Below are 20534 nucleotides of genomic sequence, written 5' to 3' on the forward strand. Positions count from 1 at the left end.
GTGTCGGCGACCCCTCGCGAGCGATCGCCGATCACAGCTCGTAAAACGGCTCGGCGTAGTGGAATTCGCCGGAGATCTGGGGCTCGAAGGCGGTCAGCGCCCTGACCTGGAAATGCGAGACCCAACGGGGTTCGTCGGGGGTGATGCCCAGCCGCGCGGACGGCACGAAACCGAACCGCGGGTAGTACTCCAGGCTGCCCAGCAGGCCGATCAGCGGTTCGTCGAGTGCGTCGGCGGCTCCGATCGCCGCGTGCATCAACGCCGAACCCACCCCGGCGCGCTGGTGGTCGGCATGCACGCCGAGCGGTCCGAGCGCGAGCGCGGGGAACGGGCCCACCGCGGCCCTGGTGAGGCAGATGTGCCCGACGACCTCGTCGAATTCCATCGCCACCAGTGACAGGGTGGCGATCCACGCGGAATCGCGGCGCAGCTTCTCGACCAGCCCCACCTCGACCGGCTCGGGTCCGGCCTGCGCGGCATGAGCTGTGTCGTTCTCCCGGCTCGTCGGCGTGGCCGCGGTGCTCGTGCCCGTGGTGCCGGCGGAGGTGATGTTCGTGGTGGCGCCGACCGTGCCGTGCACGGCGGCGAACGCGCTGCGATGCACCCGCGCGATGGCGGGAGCGTCGGCGGGTTGTTCGCGTCGGATCAGCATCGTGTCTCCTCCGGGACGTGATGAGCCGTGATGAGCCGTGATGGGCCGTGCACACGATCCGCCGACCTGTCTGTTTTCAAGTCTGCTGGACGCACCGCCGACCTGGCAACGCCATTTCCCTGCCTCCGCGGCGGTGGCGCGGCCGGTGTGTGCCAGACTGCGCCGCATGCCGGAAAACCCGTCGTGGACCAGGGCCGAGGTGGCCGACCGCATCGATCACACGCTGCTCGCGCCGGAGGCCACCGATGCCGACGTGGCCGCGCTGGTGGCCGAGGCCAGGGAACTCGGGGTGTACGCGATCTGCGTGTCGCCGTCGATGCTGCCGGTGCGGGCGCCGGGTCTGGCGGTGGCGACCGTCGCGGGGTTCCCCTCCGGCAAGCACCACTCGCTGGTGAAGGGCGCCGAGGCCAGGCTCGCGGTCGATCAGGGGGCCGCCGAGGTGGACATGGTCATCGACGTCGGCGCGGCGGTGGCGGGTGAGTACGACGCGGTGCTCGCCGACATCCTGACCGTGCGCGAGGCGATCGCCGATCGGGCGGTGCTCAAGGTGATCATCGAGTCCGCGGCGTTGCCGGACGAGGCGATCGTCGAGGTCTGCCGGGCCGCCGAGCGCGCGGGCGCCGACTTCGTGAAGACCTCGACAGGGTTCCATCCCGCCGGTGGAGCGAGCGTGCACGCGGTGCGCCTGATGGCCGAGACCGTCGGCGGACGCCTGGGCATCAAGGCCAGTGGCGGCATCCGCACCGCCGAGGCGGCCGCCGAACTGCTCGCGGCGGGGGCGACGCGCCTCGGGCTGTCCAAATCACGTGCTGTTCTGGAAGGTTTCGGCGTGCAAGGTTCCGGCGTGGACGGTTCCGGCGACTGAGCGGGTCTCGCGGCCCGAGCCTCAGCAGCGGACGTCGCCCTGGCCGGTGCTCTCCAACTCGGTGCGCCCGCCCGCCAGGGTGACATCGATGCCGTTGTCGGTGACCTCGATGTCGGTGGCCTTCAAGCCCATCGGATAGCTCTGCAGGCTCTGGGTGAACACATCCACGATGCCGGCCACCAGATCGGTGGGCAGGCCGATGCCGAGCAGTTCGGCGGACATGGTCTGCACGTCGACCGCGCCGTCGATCACCTGCGGACGGACCTCGAGCTGAGCCAATCCGCCGAGCACGTCCAGGGTGATCGTGTCGCTGGAAGCCGACGAGTCCACGCCGCTGACCAGGCCGCCGAGGGTCTCGGCGATACCCTCCTCGCTCCAGGTGACCTCGGCCGAGGAACTGCCGACCGTACCGCTGCCGTCCTCGTTCATCTCCAGATCCTCGAACGTGGCGTGCACGTCCATGCCGACGGCGGGACCGAACTTGTCGCCCTCGCTGTCGATGGTCACCGAGGAGACCTTGCCGTCGACCCAGGTGATCAACAGCGGCTTGGCGCCGAAGTCGACATCGATCGTCGAGCCCATCTGCTGCTCGAACTGGTCGCTGATGCAGGAGGAGACGCGGTCTCGTATGTACACCTCGGCGGCGACCAGGGCCGTGACCAGCAGCGTGGCCACCACGGCCAGGGCGATCACCAATGTGCGCCTGCTGACCCGCGCGGTGACGGGGGGCTTCGTAGTCATGCCGACGATTCTTCCGCACATTTCTGTGCGGGCTCTGTGATGGCATTGAGGGACCCGAATGTGACATCAGACACAGGATCGCGGCGTAGCCTGTGATCATGGCTGGCGAAGCGGCGGGTCGCGCACCCGAATCCGTCGACCGACCGTGGCGTGTCCTGCGGCGACTCGCGGGTAGGCATGCCGGGTACTTCACCACCCGTCAGGTGCTGCGCACCGGGTGTGAGGCGCGGGTCCGCGACGCGCTGGCCGCGGGCACGGTCCGCCGGGCCGGGATCGGCATCCTGCGGCTGAGTGAATGGCCGGACGGGCCGCTCGACGAATTCGCGATGTGGTCGGCCTGGTTCGACGGCGCGGTCGCGGTCTCCCATCACAGCGCCGCCGATCTGCACGGCCTCGGGCGGTTGCGCCCACGCTTCCTGCATCTGTCGGTCGGCGCGGGACGTCCGCCGGTGACCTCGCATCTGGTGGTGCTGCGTCGCACGCTGGCCGGGGCGGATGTGGAATCGGCCGGGCCGTTCCTGGTCACCACGCCGGTGCGGACCATCACCGATCTGGCCGAGACGGACATCGCCCAGGCCGCGCTCGACGAGGTGGTGCGCGACGCGGTGACCATCGGCCGGTGCAGGCCCGCCGAGATCGCCACCGTCGTCGCCGGACTCCCGCAGCGCAGCGCCGTGCGAGTACACCGCGCGCTCGACGCCGTGTGAGCGCTCGACGCCGTGTGAGAGGCCCCGCGTCGCCGGGTTCGCGGCCCGAGCCCGCGCCATGCTCCACCCTGCATCCTCCGGACAGCATCACGACGACGGACCGCGTGTGGTCGGGGGACGCGGGCCGTGATCAGGCGGCGGGAGCAACCGCGGACCACGGCACGGAGAGCACGTTGTCGCGCATCCGCCTGCGGTATTCGCGAACCGGGAAACCCTGCTCACGCATCAGCCGCGCGGCCGCCCGCCAGCGCACCCGCGGACCGAACGGGGCCATCGCCGCCGCGTGCGCCCACGCCCGATCGGCCGCGGCCAGCAAAGCGTGCACCTTTTCGCCGGGCACATTGCGGTGGATGAGCACCTTCGGCAGGCGTTCGGCCAGATCCGAGGGCGTCTCGACGGTGAACGGATCCCAGGCCAGCGTCAGCGAGACCGGGCCGGCGCGGTCGAGCAACACCCATGCGCACCGCCGGCCCAGCTCGTCGCAGGTGCCGTCGACGAGCAGTCCGTCCGGGGCGAGGTTGTCCGTGATCCTCGCCCACGCGCCCGCCACCTCGGCCTCCTGGTACTGGCGCAGCACATTGAACGCGCGCACCAGCACCGGTTGCAGACCGGCCAATTCGAAACCGCCGCGCGCGAACACCACGCCGTCGCGGCCGGGGACCACCCGGGCCGGATCGATCTCCAGGCCGACCACCCGCACGTCCGGACGGGCGGCGCGCAACCGGGTCGCCAGTTCCAGCGTGGTCCACGGGCTCGCGCCGTAGCCGAGATCCACCACCAGTGGATCGGGGGCCTCGCGCAGCCTGGTCCGCACCAGCTCGTCGTGCACCAGCCACCGGTCGCTGCGACGCAGCCGATTCACCCCGGTGGTGCCGCGGGTGATGGTGCCGATCGGGCGGGTGCTCAGCTGGTCGGCTTGCGCTCTTCCAGCCACTTCACGGTTTCCTCCGCCTCACCGCGGAACAGATCGACCAGGTTGACCAGCATCAGTTGCTCCAGGCGCGGGCCCACCATCGGGATGAACACCTTCGCCTCGGAGGAGAACCGCATGGTGCAGCCGGTGTCGGTGGGGAACAGCGTGATGTCGCCGCGCAGGGTTCCCGGGCCACCGGGGATGGACGCGGAGAACCGGCCCTCGGTCTCCTCGTGATCGAACCGGCTCCAGCTCTCCTTGCGGGTGATGACCATGTCCTTGCGGATCACCGTCTGCGCGATCTCCGGCAGCATCTCCCGCGGCAGGATGTGGTGCAGCACGATCTCGATACCGGAATGGGTGACCTCGAGGCTGTGCACGTCGTTGCCGGGCGTCAGCTCGCGCATCCTCTCCATCCGCGCCTCCCAGTAGTCACGGGAGGACAACGCTTCCCACAGGTCCGCGGGGGTGTGCAACGGATAGCGAGCCGAGTAGTCCAGACGACGTGCCATGCTGCCTACGTTAGAAGGCGGCGACCCGATCGGTGGTCGCGGGGCCGGTCAGCGACCCGACAGCCACGTGTTGGTGAACTCTTCCTCCGCACGCAGGAGCTCGACCAGACGCTCCCTGATCGCGGCCTCGATCTTGCCGCCGAACAGCGGAACCTTCACCTCGATGGAGCCGTCGACCACGGTGGTGGCGGCCTTGTCGTCCCCACTGAGAACGATGGTGCCCGACATCTTGGCGGGCGCGCCCTCGACGGTGGCGTCGAAGGTCCCCGACAGGCCGTTCCAGGTCTCGACGCGGGGAATGACCAGGTCGCCGGGGCGCACGGCGGTGATGGCGGGCGGCAGCAGCTCGGCGGCGATGACCTCCACCATGCGGATATGGACGGTGTCGCCGCCCTGGGCGGTGACCGACTCCAGACGCGCGTGCGGACCGCCGACCTCGGCGATGCGGTCCTTCCAGTACTGCTCGTCGGAGAATGCCGCGCGGACGGCCGAAACGGAATGGGAGTAGGCGGCCGTGTACGCCAAGGGTGTTGCCATGGGTCGACACGCTACCGTCTGGGGCGTGCGAATCTCACCTGTGGTGTCGGGCGATGCGGTCCGCGACCTGCTGGCCGGAACGGGCGCGGTGGTGCGCGAGGGGGTCCGGCTGGCGGAGCTGACCACCCTGCGCGTCGGCGGTCCGTCGGTGCTCGCCGAATGCGCGAGCACCGACGCGCTGGTGGCCACCGTGCGGACGCTGGATGCCGCCGGAGTGCCGGTGCTGCTGATCGCGGGCGGGTCCAATCTGCTGATCTGCGACGAGGGCTTCGACGGCGTGGTCGTGCGGGTGGCCACCACCGGCGTGGAGATCGCCCGGCCCGAGGACGCGGTCGCGGCGACAGTGGCCGATCCCGGCGCCGACAGCGTGTCCGTCGAGACGGGCGCGGCACGCGTGATCGCGGAGGCCGGCGCGGACTGGGACGGGGTGGTCGCCGCGACGGTCGCCGCCGGCTTCGGCGGGCTCGAATGCCTTTCCGGCATCCCGGGTTCCGCGGGCGCGACGCCGGTGCAGAACGTGGGCGCCTACGGCGTGGAGGTCGCCGATCAGCTGCGCCGGGTCCGGCTGCTCGACCGGGCGAGCGGCGAGATCCGCTGGGCCGAACCCGCCGAACTCGGCTTCGGCTACCGCACCAGCGTGCTCAAGCACAGCGACGCCGCCCTGGTGCTCGCCGTCGAATTCGCGCTGCGCGCCGACGGGCTGAGCGCGCCGCTGCGCTACCGCGAACTCGCGGGCGCGCTGGACGCCGCCGAGGGCGAGCGCCGCCCGGCCGCCGACGTGCGCGCCGCCGTGCTGCGACTGCGCGCGGGCAAGGGCATGGTGCTCGACCCGGCCGACCACGACACCTGGAGCGCGGGCTCGTTCTTCACCAACCCGGTGGTGCCGCAGGCCAGGGTCGAACCGGTGCGCGAGGCGATCGTCGCCCGGTTGGGCGAGATCACGATCCCCACCTATCCCGCGCCCGACGGCGTGAAGTTCTCGGCGGGCTGGCTGATCGAGCGGGCCGGTTTCGGCAAGGGCTTCCCCGGCGAGGACGCGCCCGCCCGGCTGTCCACGAAACACACGCTGGCCCTGACCAACCGGGGCGAGGCTCGCGCGGCCGACATCGTGGAACTGGCCCGCACCGTCCGCGACGGCGTCGCCGAGCGCTTCGGCATCGTGCTCGAGCCGGAACCGGTCACGGTGGGCCTGCGGCTGTAGACCGCCCCGGTTCAGCCGCGGCGGGCGAAGCGGCCCGGAGCCGCCTGGTCGCGCGGCGCGACGATGATCTGGTCGAGGTTGACGTGCGGCGGTCGCGAGGCCACGAAACCGACGATCTCGGCGATGTCCTGGGCCACCAGCGGGTCGATGCCCGCGTAGACCTGGTCGGCGCGTTCCTGATCGCCGTCGAAGCGCACCAGGGAGAACTCGGTCTCCACCGCGCCGGGCGCGATCTCGGTGAGCCGGACCGGCTTGCCGAGCAGCTCGCCGCGCAGGGTGCGGTGCAACACAGCCTGGGCGTGCTTGGCCGAGGTGTAGCCGGAGCCGTTGTCGTAGGCGTGGAAGGCGGCGACCGAGGTGATGGTGACGATCAGGCCGTCGCCGGAGTCGATCAGCTTCGGTAGCAGCGCCTTGGTGACGCGCAGCGTGCCGAGCACGTTGGTCTCCCACATCCAGCGCCAGTCGTCGAGATCGGCCTCGGCGACCGGCGCCAGGCCCTTCGCGCCACCGGCGTTGTTGACCAGCACGTCGACGCGGGGAATCGCGTCGGTGAAGGCGCGCACCGAATCCTCGGAGGTGACGTCGAGTTCGAGTGCGGTGCCGCCGATCTCGTCGGCCAGCTTGCGCAACCGGTCGATCCGGCGGGCGCCGATGTAGACGTGACAGCCCTGGCTCGCGAGGTGGCGCGCGGTGGCCTCCCCGATGCCCGAACTTGCTCCCGTGACGACCGCGGTGCGAGTGCTCATGAGCCTCGATCCTAGGCCGGTGCTGCGGGCCACCCGGCGCGCGGTGCGTGACCGGCACCTAGCATGCGGGTATGGCTACACGGGACGCGGTCAGCGCGGATGGCACCAGGATCGTCTATCGGGTCAGCGGACCGGAAGGGGCCAGGCCGCTGGTGCTCGTGCACGGATGGTCGGCCAATCTGACCTGTTGGGGCGAGGCCGCCGAGCAGCTGGCGCAGCGGTTCCGGGTGATCGCGCTCGATCTGCGCGGCCACGGCTACTCCGACGCCCCTGCCGCAGGCTACGACGATCCGGCCAACTGGGCCGCCGATCTCGCCGCCGTGCTGGCCGCCGAGAACGTGACCGAGGACGCGATCCTGCTTGGCTGGTCCTACGGCGGCATCGTGATCAGCGACTACCTCACCGCGTACGGCACCGGCGCGGTCGGCGGCGTGGTCTACGTCGGGTCGATGGCCAATATCGGCCGGGTGCCCGGCGCCGAGGTCGGCACGGCGCTGACGCAGGCGATGGCCGGGGTGTTCGAGGAGAGCCCGGGCAAGGCGATGCGCGGCTTCATGGCCTTCGGCAACGCCAACACCGGCGACCGTCGCGACAAGGGCGTCGACGCCCAGCGCCTGTTCGGCATGAGCCTGGCCACCCCGCCCGCCGTGCGCAAGGCGCTGTTCTACCGGACCTCCGACAACACCGAGACCCTGCGCAAGCTGGACGTTCCGGTGCTCGTGCTGCACGGCACCGCCGACCCGGTGGTGCCGATCGCCAACGGCCGATTCATCGCCGAGACGGCCCCGAAGGCGCGCGGCTCGTATTGGGAGGGCGCACAACACGGACTGTTCATCGAGGACCCGGAGCGGTTCGTCGCCGAAGTCGGGCAGTTCGCCGACGACATCGGGTGACGGAAGTCCGTCCGTGACGGACCCGGACGGGCACCTGAGGTGATAGGGGTCACTCGGCGGAGACCAGCCGTCCGGCTGCCGGAGGATGCGTGCACACTGGACGGCGTGAGTCATCGTGTGGACCGTCGGCCGAACCGCATCGCCGTACTGTCTGTGCACACCTCCCCGCTTGCCCAGCCCGGCACCGGAGACGCCGGCGGGATGAATGTGTATGTGCTGCGTACGGCTGTCGAATTGGCGCAGCGAGGCACCGAGGTGGAGATCTTCACCCGGGCCACGTCCTCGCACGTCCCGCCGGTGCAGGAGGCCGCGCCCGGCGTGCTGGTGCGCAATGTGGTGGCCGGTCCCTTCGAGGGGCTGGACAAGCACGACCTGCCCACCCAGCTGTGCCCGTTCACCGCGGAGGTGCTGCGGCAGGAAGCTCGGCAACTTCCCGGCTACTATGATCTCGTGCACTCGCACTACTGGCTGTCCGGCCAGGTCGGCTGGCTGACCAGGGACCGCTGGCGGGTACCGCTGGTACACACCGCGCACACCCTGGCCGCGGTGAAGAACGCCGCGCTCGCCGAGGGGGATGTCCCCGAACCGCTGGCCCGCGAGATCGGCGAGAAGCAGATCATCGCCGAGGCCGACCGGATGGTCGCCAACACCGCCGAGGAAGCGCGTCAGCTCGTCGAGTTGTACGGCGCCGAGGACCAGCGGATCCACGTGGTGCCGCCGGGCGCCGACCTGAGCCTCTACCACCCCGGCGACCGTGCCGCCGCGCGTGCCGAGTTCGGCCTGTCCCCGCACGAGCGGATCGTCGCGTTCGTCGGCCGCATCCAGCCGCTGAAGGCGCCCGACGTGCTGGTGCGCGCCGCCGCCGAGGTGTTGCGCCGCGATGCCGAACGCGGGGCGCCGGAGCGTGCGCTGCGCGTGCTCATCGTCGGCGGCCCGTCCGGCTCGGGCCTGCAACGCCCCGACGCGCTGATCGAACTGGCCGCCGAGCTCGGCATCAGCGATCGAGTCACCTTCTTGCCGCCGCAGCCGCCGGAGAAGCTGGTGCGGGTCTATCGCGCCGCCGATCTGGTCGCGGTGCCCAGTTACAACGAATCCTTCGGCCTGGTCGCCCTCGAGGCGCAGGCCAGCGGCACCCCGGTGCTGGCCGCCGAGGTGGGCGGGCTCGGCACCGCCGTGGTCGACGGGGTGACCGGCCTGCTGGTGCGCGGGCATCGCATTCCGGACTGGGCCGACGCCCTCGGCGCGCTGCTCGACGATCCGGAGCGGCTGCGCGTGATGGGTGAGCGCGCCGTCGAGCACGCCACCGGCTTCTCCTGGGCGCACACCGCGCAGGGGCTGCTGGACAGCTATTCCGCCGCACTGCACGATTTCCACGGCGCGCGTTCCGGTCCGGGCCGGAGCACGCCGTCCCAGACCAGATCGCGGGCGTCGCGACGACGCCGGGTGGGAGTGTCCTGATGAGCGTGACCGGTGGGATCGCCGAGACCACGGCGATCATCGACGAGACGCTGCGCGAGCGCGAGATCGAATACACCCGTCCGGCCGACGACGTCTTCGTCGTGGTGTTGCCCGGTGAGCGCAAGCTGAAGACCACCGTGATGCTCAACGTCGGCAAGCACGGTGTGCGTGTCGAGGCCTTCGTCTGCCGTAAGCCGGACGAGAACTTCGAGGGCGTCTACAAGTTCCTGCTGCGACGTAATCGCAGGCTCTACGCGGTGTCCTACACCCTGGACCGGGTCGGCGACATCTACCTGGTCGGCAGGCTGGCCTCGCACGCGATCACCCCCGACGAGCTGGACCGCGTCTTCGGTCAGGTGCTCGAGGCGGTCGACGCCGACTTCAACACGCTGCTGGAGCTGGGCTTCGCGGAATCGATTCGCCGGGAATGGAAGTGGCGGGTGTCGCGCGGTGAGTCGCTGAAGAATCTGCAGCCTTTCGAACACCTGGTGAACACCGGCGAGGACGGCTCCGGCGGCGATTCCTGACAGCCTCCGGTACCGGTACCCGACAGCCTCCGGCACCGGTACCTGACGCCGGTCGCGCGGCGGCAACCACGTAGCGTTACCGCGCGAGACAAGCATGCGCGCACGCCGACGCCGCCCCGCGCGGCGATCCGGTGTGCACGCCTGGGGAACCGGGGGTTCGGCTGATGACTGTTCTGGCACTCGACATAGGCGCCACCAAGATCGCCGTCGGACTGGTGGGGGCCGACGGAGTCACCCACGAGGTGGGGCGAATCACCGTGCCGCCCAGCGGAGTCTGGGACGCCGTGCGCGGACTGCTGCTCGCCGCGGCCAACGGCCACACCGTCTCGATCGTCGGGATCGGCGCGTGCGGGCCGGTGGACGCGACCGTGGGAGTGGTCGAGCCGCTCAACATCCCCGAATGGCGCGACGGCTTCGCGCTGGTGGACGCGGTGCGCGAGCTCTTCCCCGGCGCGACGGTGCGAATGGCGGTCGACGGCGTCTGTCTGGCGTTGGCGGAGCGGCATTTCGGCGCGGCCCGCCAGACCCCGGACGCGCTGGCCATGACGGTCTCCTCGGGAATCGGCGGCGGGATCATCGTCGGCGGCATGGTCGCGGTCGGGCACACCGGCAACGCCGGGCATATCGGCCACATGATCGTGCCCGGCTCCACCGATCCGTGCGCGTGCGGGGGTGTCGGTTGCGTGGAGGCGGTGGCCAGCGGTCCGTCCGCGGTGCGCTGGGCTCGCGAGCGCGGCTGGGAGGGCGCCACCGGAGTGGAACTCGCGGCCGCCGCCGAGGCAGGCGATCGGATCGCGAAGGCGGCGCTGCGGCGCGCGGGTATCGCACTGGGACAGGTCATCTCGTCGGCCGCGGCGCTGCTCGACGTGGATCTGGTGGTGGTCGGCGGCGGGTTCGCCCAGGCAGGCGAACCGTTGTGGCGGCCCTTGCAGGAGGCGCTCGGCGCGCACGCGCGCATCCAGTTCCTCGGCGATCTGCGGGTGGTGCCCAGCGAGCTCGGGGAGAACGCGACGCTGGTCGGGGCAGGTCTGCTGACCGCGCTCGGCGCGTCGGCGTGAGGAGACCGCCACCGGGATCGCCCCCGGCGCGTCGTTAGACTACGGGCCATGACGTACACCCTCGTGTTGCTGCGCCACGGCGAGAGCGAATGGAACGCCCTGAACCTGTTCACCGGCTGGGTGGACGTGCACCTCACCGACAAGGGCATCGCCGAGGGCAAGCGCGCCGGTGAACTGCTCGCCGAGCACGGCATCGCGCCCGACATCGTCTTCACCTCGCTGCTGCGCCGCGCCATCTCCACCGCGAACATCGCTCTGGACGCGGCCGACCGGCACTGGATCCCGGTGGTCCGCGACTGGCGGCTCAACGAGCGCCACTACGGCGAACTGCAGGGCAAGAACAAGGCCCAGATCCGGGACAAGTACGGCGATGAACAGTTCATGCTGTGGCGTCGCAGCTACGACACCCCGCCGCCGGCCATCGAGGCCGACAACGAATACAGCCAGGCGGGCGACCCGCGCTACGCCGGTATCGAGATCCCCGAGACCGAGTGCCTGCTCGACGTGGTGAACCGGATGGTGCCCTACTGGGAGTCCACCATCTCCAAGGAACTGCTGGCGGGCAAGACGGTGCTGGTCGCCGCCCACGGCAATTCGCTGCGCGCGCTGGTCAAGCATCTGGACCAGATCTCCGACGAAGAGATCGCCGGGCTGAACATTCCGACCGGCATCCCGCTGCGCTACGAGCTCGACGAGAACCTGCGCCCGGTGCGCGCCAGGGAATACCTGGATCCGGAGGCCGCCGCCGCGGGTGCGGCCGCGGTCGCAGGTCAAGGCGGCAGGTAATCCCCGTTCGACGCTTTCGCGTCGCAGAGTGAGTGATTCGTTCCGAAAGGCCCGGCCGGGTGACGGCCGGGCCTTTTTCGGCACTGCGGACCGGGTCGCATTGTCACGCCGGGCATTTGCCCGAGCGGGTGAACAGCGGATCGTGACTGTTCACAAGGCTCGACTCGTCCACACTGTCGGTCGTCCATGGTTCTTACTCCACGGTAAGTGTGGGAGAATTCCGCCGTCCCATTTCAGCGGAGAGGTGGACCACAGGCGATGAGAAAAGCGTTCCGGATCACGGTGGCCGGTATGGCGGCCGCGCTGATCCTGCCGTTCCTCGGTGCGGGCGGTGCGACGGCCGGGCCGTTGCCGACAGGTCCCGACGGCGGCGCCGCCGGGCAGGCATGGGCGGCCACCCACGACGGCCCGCAGACCTACCCGAACATCCATATCACCTGGGATGTGCCGATCACCATGAGTGACGGCACGGTGCTCAAAGCGAATCTCTACCGTCCGGCAGACGTTTTCGGCCTTCCCGCCCCGATCGCCGCGCCCACGGTGGTCAACATGACCCCCTACACCAAGCTGGTCTCCAACCTCGCCGACCACGCGAGCGAGGTGCCCGGCCTGTCCGACGCGATGATCGGCCTCGCCCGCGAGATCGACATGACCGGCACACCGCTGTCGGGCGTCACCGATCTCACCAAGGCGCTCGGCGGCGGTGCGCTGCGCAACTTCTCGGTGGATCGCAGCCTGGTGCGCAGCGGCTACACGCAGCTGGTGGTCGACGTGCGCGGCACCGGGTTCTCCCAGGGCGAGTGGGACATGCTGCGCGACCGCGAGCAGCGCGACACCGTCGAGGTGATCGACTGGGCCTCCCGCCAGCCGTGGTCCAACGGGCGCGTCGGCATGTCCGGCATCTCCTATTCCGCGATCAATCAGGTGCAGGCCGCGGAGAAGGCGCCGCCCGCGCTGCAGGCCATCTTCCCGATCGTGCCGGGCAGTGATCTGATCAACGACGTGCTCGCCCCCGGCGGCGGCTTCGGCATGAACTTCATCCCGCTGTGGCTGACCGCGATCAACTCGCTCAAGTGGATTCCGGACGTGCAGTCGCTGGTCACCGGCAATTTCGATCAGCAGTGGCTGACCGACCGGATGGACTCGCCGCTGACCTACATGGACGTGTTCCTCAACGCCTACAGCCAGACCCGCGTCGAGGATCTGGACCCGCGGGTGCGCAGCCTGCTCTCGGCCGACAGCCCCGAACGCGCCGCGTGGCTGGGCGATCCGAGCCGGATCACCATCCCGACCTTCGTGGTCGGCGGCTGGCACGATCTGTTCACCTACTCGCAGTCCCAGATCTACAACCAGATCGCGGTCGCGCCCGGCCAGAAGCAATTGCTGATGGGCAACACCTACCACCTGAACTCCGGCGCCGAGTCGGGCAAGCCCGGCCTGCCGCCGCGGCTGGACGTGCTGCAGCGCGCGTGGTTCGACCGCTGGCTCAAGGACATCGACAACGGCATCGATCGCTACGGCCCGGTGACGCTGCGCGAGCAGGGTGGCGGCTGGATCACCCGCGCGGGCTTCGGTGACTCCGCGCCCGTCCAGGAGGCCGCCGAGCACCGGCGGATGTACCTGTCGGGCACGCCGAGCGGCACCGCGCACAGCGTGTACGACGGCTCGCTGCTGGCGAGCGAGGACGGCAGCACCCAGCGGCTCACCGTCGCTCCGGGTCTCACCGGCCTGTGCTCCAACGACGCCGGACAGGCCACGGCGGGCGTGCTCGCCGCGATCGACGCCTGCGGCGCGGACGCGCGCATCCACGAGACCAACGGGCTGACCTTCACCAGCGCGCCGGTGGCGGAGGCGACGGAGATCTCCGGTCCGGTGGCGATCCGGCTGAACACCGTGCACGACGCGGTCGACGGCTACTGGTCGGTGACGATCAACGACGTCGCCCCGGACGGTCGCTCCACGGTGTTGTCCTCGGGGCAGCTGGCGGCCTCGCTGAGCGAGATCGACGAATCGCGCAGCAGCCGCTCGGCCAACGGCGACTACACCGATCCGCGGCCGGTCGCCTCGCTGGAGAACCGGAAGCTGGTGACGCCGGGCGAGGCGGTCACCCTCGACATCGCGCTGCCCGCGACCCATGCGGTGCTGAAGCCGGGACACCGGCTGCGCGTGGACGTGTTCGCGGGCAATTTCCCCAAGGGTCTGCCGATCCTGACGATGCTGGCCGACACCGGTCTCAAACCGCAGCATCTGCAGCTGGATCCGAACCGGCCGAGCTTCGTCAACGTCCCGGTACGGGGCAACCCCGGCTGGTGATCGGATGTTCGCCAGGCGTGTCATGACACGCCTGGCGAACAATGCGTTAACACCCGGCCAACGCGGCTGAAATCGCCTGTGACCTGCGTGGAACTTCACGAACCCGGCGTTGTCCTCGGCGTCGGCGACCGTACGATTCAAGTGTGAGTGTCGCGCAGTCCGTTGTTCTGGCAGTCCTCGCGGCTGTCGCTGGACTGGCCGTCGGTGGGCTGCTCGTGCCGTATGTCAACGCCCGGCTGGCGGCCCGCAGGCAGGTCGACACCGGGCTGACCATGTCGCAGGTGCTCGACCTGATCGTGCTCGCCTCCGAGAGCGGCATCGCCGTCGTCGACCGCTACCGCGACGTGGTGCTGGTGAACCCGCGCGCCGAGGAACTCGGGCTGGTCCGCAACCGGTTGCTCGACGAGCGCGCCTGGGCGGCGGTGGAGAAGGTGCTCGCCACCGGCGAGTCCGCGGAGTTCGACCTCACCGCCAAGAACCCGCTGCCCGGCCGCAGCCGCATCGCCGTGCGCGGCGTCGCCCGGCCTCTGTCGCAGGAGGAGACCGGCTTCACCGTCCTGTTCGCCGACGACGACTCCGAGCAGGCCCGCATGGAGGCCACCCGGCGGGACTTCGTCGCCAATGTCAGCCACGAGCTCAAGACCCCGGTCGGAGCGATGAGCCTGCTGGCCGAGGCGATGCTGGAGTCGGCCGACGATCCCGAGGCGGTCCGGCACTTCGGCAAACGAGTGCTCGGCGAATCCCGCAGGCTCGGCAAGATGGTCACCGAGCTGATCGCGCTGTCGCGATTGCAGGGCGCGGAGAAGCTGCCCGAGCTCGAGGTCGTCGATGTCGACACCGTCGTCATGCAGGCCGTGGATCGTTCCCGCACCGCCGCCGAGGCCGCGGGTATCACCGTCAGTACCGACCGGCCCAGCGGGCTGGAAGTGCTCGGCGACGAGACGCTGCTGGTCACCGCGCTGTCCAATCTGGTCGAGAACGCGATCGCCTACTCACCCAGCGGCTCGCACGTCTCGGTGAGCCGGGCGCTGCGCGGGCAGTATGTGGCCATGTCGGTCACCGACCGCGGCATCGGCATCGCCAAAGAAGACCAGGAAAGAGTGTTCGAACGGTTCTTCCGCTCCGACAAGGCGCGCTCGCGCTCGACCGGCGGCACGGGTCTCGGCCTGGCCATCGTCAAGCACGTCGCGGCCAACCACAACGGCGAGATCGCCCTGTGGAGCAAGTTGGGCACCGGTTCGACGTTCACCCTGCGCATACCCGCTCATCTCGAAGCCGGCCTCGACGAGGAATCCGACGGCGCCGAGACGAGTACGAAGGAAAACGCGCCGCGTCCGCAGGGACCGGGCAGACCGAATGGTGTGGAGGCACGCAGATGACGAGAGTTCTGATCGTCGAGGATGAGGAGTCGCTGGCCGACCCGCTCGCGTTCCTGCTGCGTAAGGAGGGATTCGAGGTCACCGTCGCCGGTGACGGTCCGTCCGCGCTGGCCGAATTCGACCGTTCCGGCGCCGATATCGTGCTGCTCGACCTCATGCTGCCCGGCATGAGCGGCACGGACGTGTGCAAGCAGCTGCGCACTCGCAGCGGCGTGCCGGTCATCATGGTGACCGCGCGTGACAGCGAGATCGACAAAGTCGTCGGGCTGGAACTGGGCGCCGACGACTACGTCACCAAGCCGTACTCCGCGCGCGAGCTCATCGCCCGCATCCGCGCGGTGCTGCGCCGCGGCGCGGGCGAGGATCTCGAGGGCAACGGCGAGAGCGGCGTGCTGGAGGCGGGCCCGGTGCGCATGGATGTCGACCGGCACACCGTGCTGGTCAACGGCAGCCCGGTCACGCTGCCGCTCAAGGAGTTCGACCTGCTGGAGTACCTGCTGCGCAACTCCGGCCGGGTGCTCACCCGCGGCCAGCTGATCGACCGGGTCTGGGGCGCGGACTACGTGGGCGACACCAAGACCCTCGACGTGCACGTCAAGCGCCTGCGCTCGAAGATCGAGGCCGACCCGGCCAAGCCGGAGCACCTGGTGACGGTGCGCGGTCTCGGCTACAAGCTCGAGGCCTGAGCGCCCGGAAACCGGTCGGCCCCCGAACGCGGGAAGCATTCGAGGGCCGTGTGGTGTTCAGTGGTGATGTTCGAGGGGCGGGGCCGCTCTCGGGGAGAGGCTGCCGGTTCCGGGTCAGGGCAGGTAGTACCAGGTGGGGCCGAGGCCCGGCAGATCGGTAAGGCGCAGGGTGATCCAGCCCAGGTCGTCTTCCTGCTGGCAGTCGTAGTACGGCACCGCGGCGCCGTCGCCGCGGCAGGCGATCGTCCGGGAGACACCGTAGGGGCTCATGATGAGGTTCTTGCCCTGGGCCTTCGCCTCGAGCGCCGCGGGATCGAGCGCGTCGACGAAGGTGGCGGTGACATCCGAGTACCGGGTGGGATCGGCGGCGGGTTCGGCGTGCGCGCCGCCTGCGGCGGCCAGCACCGTGCCCGCGGCGAGCGACGCGACGATCAGAGCTTTCCTCATGACCCACAGACAACCACACGCCGGGCGGATTGCCACTCGGCGGGACGCGTTGTACGCGCGATGTTCAGGGCTTCTTCATCGAACTCGGGCCGAGCGAAACGCGCGGGGGAGGGCGGGGCCGCCGTGCGGCCGGACGGGTCGCCGCGCGGCGGGTCAGGACTGTTCGGCCGCGCGTGCGGCGTGCACGGTGGCCGGGTGCACGGCGACCAGGCCGAGGCCCTCGCGCCTGCGGCAGTGCCTGGCCAGTTCCTCGTAGGCGGGCGCGCCGAGCAGTTCGGTGAGCTCGGGGCCGTAGGACTGCCAGACCGGCCGCGTGCCGACGTGCGCGTCCGGTGATCCCGAGCAGTACCAGTCCAGATCCGCGCCGCCGGGGCCCCAGCCGCGCCGGTCGTACTCGGTGACGACGGTCCGCAGGATCTGGACGCCGTCGGGCCGGTCCACCCACTCCTGGGTGCGTCGGATCGGCAACTGCCAGCACACATCCGGCTTCACCGTGTGTGGAGGCAGATCGCGGCGCAGCGCAATGGTGTGCAGCGCGCAGCCGACCCCGCCTTCGAATCCGGGGCGGTTGAGGAACACGCACGCGCCCTCGTAGCGGCGGGTACGCAGGGCAGGTTCGTCGTCGAGTTCGTCGAGTTCGAGATAGCCCTTCTTGGTGAGCTTGCCCTTGTCGTCACGAGCCTGGTCCATCAGCTGCCAGTCCTGCGGTGTGAGCATTTTCACAGCGTCGCGCAGACGTTGCTGGTCTTCCTTGTCGGAGAGGAAAGCGCCGTGCGAGCAACACCCGTCGTCGGGGCGATCGGCCAGGATGCCCTGGCAGGCGGGGGTGCCGAAGACACACGTCCAGCGCGACAGCAGCCAGGTCAGGTCCGCGACGATCAGGTGTTCTTCGTCCGCGGGGTCGAGGAATTCGATCCATTCGCGCGGAAAATCCAGATCCACCTCGGGGGCCGGGGTGATCTTGTCTGCTGGTCGGGGCCGGGTCGGGCTGTCGGCCGATGCGCCTACCGTCACGGTCTGTGACGCTAACAGTTCCCCTCGCCCGCACGTAACCGCTGGTCGACCCAGTAACGTATTCGTGTGCGCCTTGGGGTACTCGACGTCGGAAGCAATACCGTCCACCTGCTCGTCGTGGACGCGCATCGCGGTGGCCACCCCATGCCGATGAGTTCGACTAAAGCCACTTTGCGGCTGTCGGAGAACATGGACGACGACGGTTGCCTGACCGAAGCCGGCGCCCAGCGGCTGATCTCGACGGTGGACGAATTCGCCAGCATCGCCGAGACCTCGCAATGCGAAGAACTCATGCCGTTCGCGACCTCCGCGCTGCGCGACGCGACCAACTCCGAGGAAGTGCTCGAGCGGGTACGCACCGAGACCGGGGTGCGATTGCAGATCCTCAGCGGTGAGGACGAGGCGCGGCTGACCTTCCTCGCCGTGCGGCGCTGGTACGGCTGGAGCGCCGGCCGCATTCTCAACATCGATATCGGCGGCGGCTCGCTGGAACTGACCTCCGGCGGCGACGAGGACCCCGATGTGGCGCTGTCGCTGCAACTCGGCGCGGGCAGGCTGACCAGGCAGTGGCTGCGCGAGGACCCGCCGGGCAAGCGCCGGATCGCGGTCCTGCGCGACTGGCTCGACGCCGAACTGGTCGTGCCGAGCAAACAGGTGATGGGCGCGGGCCTGCCCGACCTGGCCGTGGGCACCTCGAAAACCTTCCGATCGCTGGCCAGGCTGACCGGCGCGGCTCCATCGGGCGCGGGACCCAGGGTGCGACGTACACTGACCAGTTCAGGCCTGCGTCAGTTGATCGCGTTCATCTCCCGGATGACGGCGTCGGACCGGGCGGAATTGGAAGGCGTGAGTGCGGATCGGTCGCAACAGTTGGTAGCTGGGGCGCTGGTCGCGGAGGCGAGTATGCGGGCGTTGTCGCTGGACAGCATCGAAATCTGTCCCTGGGCGATGCGCGAAGGGCTGATCCTGCGCAAACTGGATACCGATACCAACGGTGGCCCGGTGGTCGCGGTGCCCGGCGCGATGATCAACACGGTGCCACTGTCCGAGGGTGACGGCGCGAAATCGGGTCCGATCGAAACGGTGTCGTAAATGAGCGAGGATTCCAAGCAGTTGTCGGTGGCCGAACTGCTGGCGCGCAACGGCCAGCAGGGGTCGTCCTCCGGCGGCGGCAGGCGAAGGCGCGGTGGTCGCGGTATCTCGGTGGCCGAACTGACCGGCGACCTACCGGTGATCCGCGACGGCGGTGCGCACTCGGCCCCCGACGCGGAGGCGGCCCACGAACCGGCCGAATCGCCCGGCGATTCGCCGATGTCGGGTCCGATCACCCGCTACGACCCGCTGGCCCCGGCCACCTCCGCGCCCCCGGCTCCCGCCGCCAGGCACGGCGTCCCCGGATCGGACGACGACCCGGCTGCCGCCCCCGCGCCGTCCACCGGCCGCAGCGGACGTAGGCGCAAGCTCGACCCCGACGACAACGCCACGGTCATCGTCGGGCGCCCGACCGCCGGGGTCGGCCCGGCCTCCTTCGCGGCCCCGCCGCAAGCCTTCGAGCCCCCGGCTCCGCCGAGCTTCGAGCCGCCGGCTCCACCGAGCTTCGAGCCCCCGGCTCCACCGAGCTTCGAGCCCGCGAACTCCCAGCCGCTGCCTGCGCCACGGGCTTTCGAGCCGCCTGCCCCGCCCGCGGCCCCCGCCCCGGTCCCGCTCGCGCCCCCGCCCCAGGCCGGTCCGACGCAGAGCGCCGACCGTCCCGGTCCCGACAGCGGCCGCCTCAGCCGTGCCGATCGCCGGCGCGCCGCCGAGGTCACCGAGATCTATCCCGCCCCCATCGCTCCCGCCGACGAGCCGAGCCCGCCCGCCACCGGCTGGGCGCCGCCACCGCCGGACTTCGGCCCCGCGCCGCGGCCGCTGTCGCCGATGCCGCCGCGCCCCGGTCCGGATGCGCGGGCACCCGAGCCCCCCGCGCGGGGGCGCGGCGGCCTGCCCGCCTGGTCGGCCCGCAGGCGTAATTCGGCCGCCCCGCCCGGACCACCCGCGCCCGCCGGACCTCCCGGATCGCCTGTGCCGCACGGGGCTCCGGCGCCGGAATCCGGCGCCATCCCCACCCAGGCGTGGAGTCTGGCCAGCCAGGACCAGCAACTGCTCTCCGGTCAGACCGTCGCGGGCGACCTGCTGCGCGACGGCGCCGAGCGGGCCGACGCGGCCCGCCGGGCCGGCCGCGAGCAGCGGCGATCGGCACCCGCGTTCGGCCCTCCGCCCCCCGGATTCGGCGGTCCGCCCTCGTTCGAGAAGGACCGGCGCGGACGCGACGACTACCCCGGCGAGGACTTCGAGCAGGGCTCCTTCGGTGAGGACTACCCCGACGAGGACTACCCCGGCGAGGACTTCGAGCAGAACTCCTTCGACGAGGACTACGACCGCGAGTTCGACGACGGGGAATTCTTCGACACCGGCGAGCATCGTCCCGGCCCGTACGGCTACGACGAGGACTACACCGGCGAGGACCTCGAGCCGATCGACTACGACGACGAGCCGCCCGCGAAGGGCAAGCGGTCGATCTCGGGCCTGGCCTCGCGGGTCAAGTCGGTCAAGCCCGCCCGGCTCACCGGCGTCAAAGGGCTGAGCGGGGCCGCCGCCCTGGTCGGCGCCAAGCGGGCGGGCGGCGAGAACCCGAAGGGCAAGCGGCGCGGCGAACCAGCCGCTGCGCAACGCGATCCCGAGGCCGAAGCCAATCGCAGGCAGTGGATGATCCTCGGCGCGCAGAGCACGGGTGCGGCGATCGCGGGCATGCTGATGTTCAAGGGATTCGAGCGGATGTGGGAGATGCTGCCCTGGGTCGCGCTGACCTTGGCCATGATCGTCATCCTCGGCCTGGTGGCGCTGGTGCGCATCCTGCGCCACACCGACGACATCCTGAGCACCGTCATCGCGGTCGTGGTCGGCATCTTCGTGACGCTCGGGCCGTTGGCATTCCTGCTCAGTACGAACTGAATTCGACACGAACCGATCCATTCGGAACCGATTCGGGAGAGCGGTGGTTGTGGGGCACGTGGGGCACACCGACCAGGCGGGGCAGGGCGACCCCGGGACCGCCGCACC

General features: G+C 70.4%; 21 protein-coding genes. 13 read left to right on the top strand and 8 right to left on the bottom strand.

Features of this window, described 5'->3' with window-relative positions; translation table 11 throughout:
* Nucleotides 1-31: 31 nt before the first annotated feature.
* Nucleotides 32-652 (bottom strand): GNAT family N-acetyltransferase, encoded by a 621-nt coding sequence (locus NS3_RS19255; RefSeq protein WP_067861611.1) that lies wholly within the window; start codon nucleotides 650-652, stop codon nucleotides 32-34.
* Between the two features lie 166 nt (nucleotides 653-818).
* Here NS3_RS19255 and deoC point away from each other — a divergent pair, with 166 nt between their 5' ends.
* Nucleotides 819-1517, top strand: a complete 699-nt coding sequence (gene deoC, locus NS3_RS19260; protein ID WP_067861613.1) for a deoxyribose-phosphate aldolase — start codon at nucleotides 819-821, stop codon at nucleotides 1515-1517.
* 21 nt (nucleotides 1518-1538) lie between these two features.
* On the opposite strand, the gene NS3_RS19265 is transcribed toward deoC, so the two are convergent.
* Nucleotides 1539-2258, bottom strand: coding sequence for an LmeA family phospholipid-binding protein (locus NS3_RS19265; RefSeq protein WP_067861616.1), 720 nt, complete (start codon nucleotides 2256-2258; stop codon nucleotides 1539-1541).
* Between the two features lie 98 nt (nucleotides 2259-2356).
* Between NS3_RS19265 and NS3_RS19270 the strand changes: the two genes are divergently transcribed.
* Complete coding sequence (locus NS3_RS19270; RefSeq protein WP_067861821.1) at nucleotides 2357-2965, top strand: type IV toxin-antitoxin system AbiEi family antitoxin domain-containing protein; 609 nt, start codon at nucleotides 2357-2359, stop codon at nucleotides 2963-2965.
* 130 nt (nucleotides 2966-3095) lie between these two features.
* Here the strand turns inward: NS3_RS19270 and NS3_RS19275 are convergent, their stop codons facing one another.
* Genes NS3_RS19275 through NS3_RS19285 form a run of 3 tightly spaced genes read right to left on the bottom strand, consistent with a single transcriptional unit; the run spans nucleotide 3096 to nucleotide 4927 of the window.
* On the bottom strand, nucleotides 3096-3899 hold the full coding sequence (locus NS3_RS19275) for a class I SAM-dependent methyltransferase (protein WP_245649696.1): 804 nt from the start codon (nucleotides 3897-3899) through the stop codon (nucleotides 3096-3098).
* The gene (locus NS3_RS19280; RefSeq protein WP_067861620.1) at nucleotides 3869-4390 is read right to left on the bottom strand and encodes a DUF2505 domain-containing protein; all 522 of its coding nucleotides are present in this window, start codon (nucleotides 4388-4390) and stop codon (nucleotides 3869-3871) included. Before NS3_RS19280 ends, NS3_RS19275 begins: the two co-directional genes overlap by 31 nt.
* 48 nt (nucleotides 4391-4438) lie before the next feature.
* Nucleotides 4439-4927: a DUF2505 domain-containing protein gene (locus NS3_RS19285; protein WP_067861623.1), complete on the bottom strand. Its 489-nt coding sequence runs from the start codon at nucleotides 4925-4927 to the stop codon at nucleotides 4439-4441.
* A 43-nt stretch (nucleotides 4928-4970) separates the two neighbouring features.
* On the opposite strand from NS3_RS19285, the gene NS3_RS19290 reads away from it, so the two are divergent.
* Entirely contained in the window at nucleotides 4971-6128 is a 1158-nt protein-coding gene (locus NS3_RS19290; RefSeq protein WP_067861827.1) for a UDP-N-acetylmuramate dehydrogenase, read from the top strand.
* An 11-nt stretch (nucleotides 6129-6139) separates the two neighbouring features.
* On the opposite strand, the gene NS3_RS19295 is transcribed toward NS3_RS19290, so the two are convergent.
* Nucleotides 6140-6874 carry an SDR family NAD(P)-dependent oxidoreductase gene (locus NS3_RS19295; protein WP_067861626.1) on the bottom strand — a complete coding sequence of 245 codons (735 nt, stop codon included), beginning with the start codon at nucleotides 6872-6874 and terminating at the stop codon, nucleotides 6140-6142.
* Between the two features lie 71 nt (nucleotides 6875-6945).
* Between NS3_RS19295 and NS3_RS19300 the strand changes: the two genes are divergently transcribed.
* The 8 genes from NS3_RS19300 (at nucleotide 6946) to NS3_RS19335 (ending at nucleotide 15974) form a co-directional block, all read left to right on the top strand.
* On the top strand, nucleotides 6946-7767 hold the full coding sequence (locus tag NS3_RS19300; protein WP_067861629.1) for an alpha/beta fold hydrolase: 822 nt from the start codon (nucleotides 6946-6948) through the stop codon (nucleotides 7765-7767).
* Between the two features lie 105 nt (nucleotides 7768-7872).
* A complete protein-coding gene (gene mshA / locus NS3_RS19305) occupies nucleotides 7873-9225 on the top strand; it encodes a D-inositol-3-phosphate glycosyltransferase (RefSeq protein ID WP_067861633.1) in 1353 nt (450 codons plus the stop codon).
* Complete coding sequence (locus NS3_RS19310; protein ID WP_174550492.1) at nucleotides 9225-9752, top strand: type III secretion system chaperone family protein; 528 nt, start codon at nucleotides 9225-9227, stop codon at nucleotides 9750-9752. The genes mshA and NS3_RS19310 overlap by 1 nt, the downstream gene beginning before the upstream one ends.
* A gap of 164 nt (nucleotides 9753-9916) precedes the next feature.
* On the top strand, nucleotides 9917-10810 hold the full coding sequence (locus NS3_RS19315; protein ID WP_067861636.1) for an ROK family protein: 894 nt from the start codon (nucleotides 9917-9919) through the stop codon (nucleotides 10808-10810).
* A gap of 48 nt (nucleotides 10811-10858) precedes the next feature.
* Nucleotides 10859-11596 carry a phosphoglyceromutase gene (locus tag NS3_RS19320; protein WP_067861639.1) on the top strand — a complete coding sequence of 246 codons (738 nt, stop codon included), beginning with the start codon at nucleotides 10859-10861 and terminating at the stop codon, nucleotides 11594-11596.
* Between the two features lie 258 nt (nucleotides 11597-11854).
* Entirely contained in the window at nucleotides 11855-13909 is a 2055-nt protein-coding gene (locus tag NS3_RS19325) for a CocE/NonD family hydrolase (protein WP_067861642.1), read from the top strand.
* Between the two features lie 143 nt (nucleotides 13910-14052).
* The gene (locus NS3_RS19330) at nucleotides 14053-15288 is read left to right on the top strand and encodes a sensor histidine kinase (protein WP_067861645.1); all 1236 of its coding nucleotides are present in this window, start codon (nucleotides 14053-14055) and stop codon (nucleotides 15286-15288) included.
* Nucleotides 15285-15974 carry a response regulator gene (locus NS3_RS19335; protein WP_067861648.1) on the top strand — a complete coding sequence of 230 codons (690 nt, stop codon included), beginning with the start codon at nucleotides 15285-15287 and terminating at the stop codon, nucleotides 15972-15974. Before NS3_RS19330 ends, NS3_RS19335 begins: the two co-directional genes overlap by 4 nt.
* A gap of 114 nt (nucleotides 15975-16088) precedes the next feature.
* On the opposite strand, the gene NS3_RS19340 is transcribed toward NS3_RS19335, so the two are convergent.
* Nucleotides 16089-16421, bottom strand: coding sequence for a hypothetical protein (locus NS3_RS19340; protein WP_067861651.1), 333 nt, complete (start codon nucleotides 16419-16421; stop codon nucleotides 16089-16091).
* Between the two features lie 153 nt (nucleotides 16422-16574).
* Entirely contained in the window at nucleotides 16575-17435 is an 861-nt protein-coding gene (locus NS3_RS19345; protein WP_067861654.1) for a DUF3109 family protein, read from the bottom strand.
* A gap of 66 nt (nucleotides 17436-17501) precedes the next feature.
* On the opposite strand from NS3_RS19345, the gene NS3_RS19350 reads away from it, so the two are divergent.
* Nucleotides 17502-18527, top strand: a complete 1026-nt coding sequence (locus NS3_RS19350) for a Ppx/GppA family phosphatase (protein ID WP_067861657.1) — start codon at nucleotides 17502-17504, stop codon at nucleotides 18525-18527.
* A complete protein-coding gene (locus tag NS3_RS30455) occupies nucleotides 18528-20426 on the top strand; it encodes an Rv0497 family membrane protein (RefSeq protein WP_067861661.1) in 1899 nt (632 codons plus the stop codon).
* Nucleotides 20427-20534 lie beyond the last annotated feature (108 nt).

The organism is Nocardia shimofusensis NBRC 100134, assembly GCF_001613125.1.
GTDB classification, from domain to species: domain Bacteria; phylum Actinomycetota; class Actinomycetes; order Mycobacteriales; family Mycobacteriaceae; genus Nocardia; species Nocardia shimofusensis.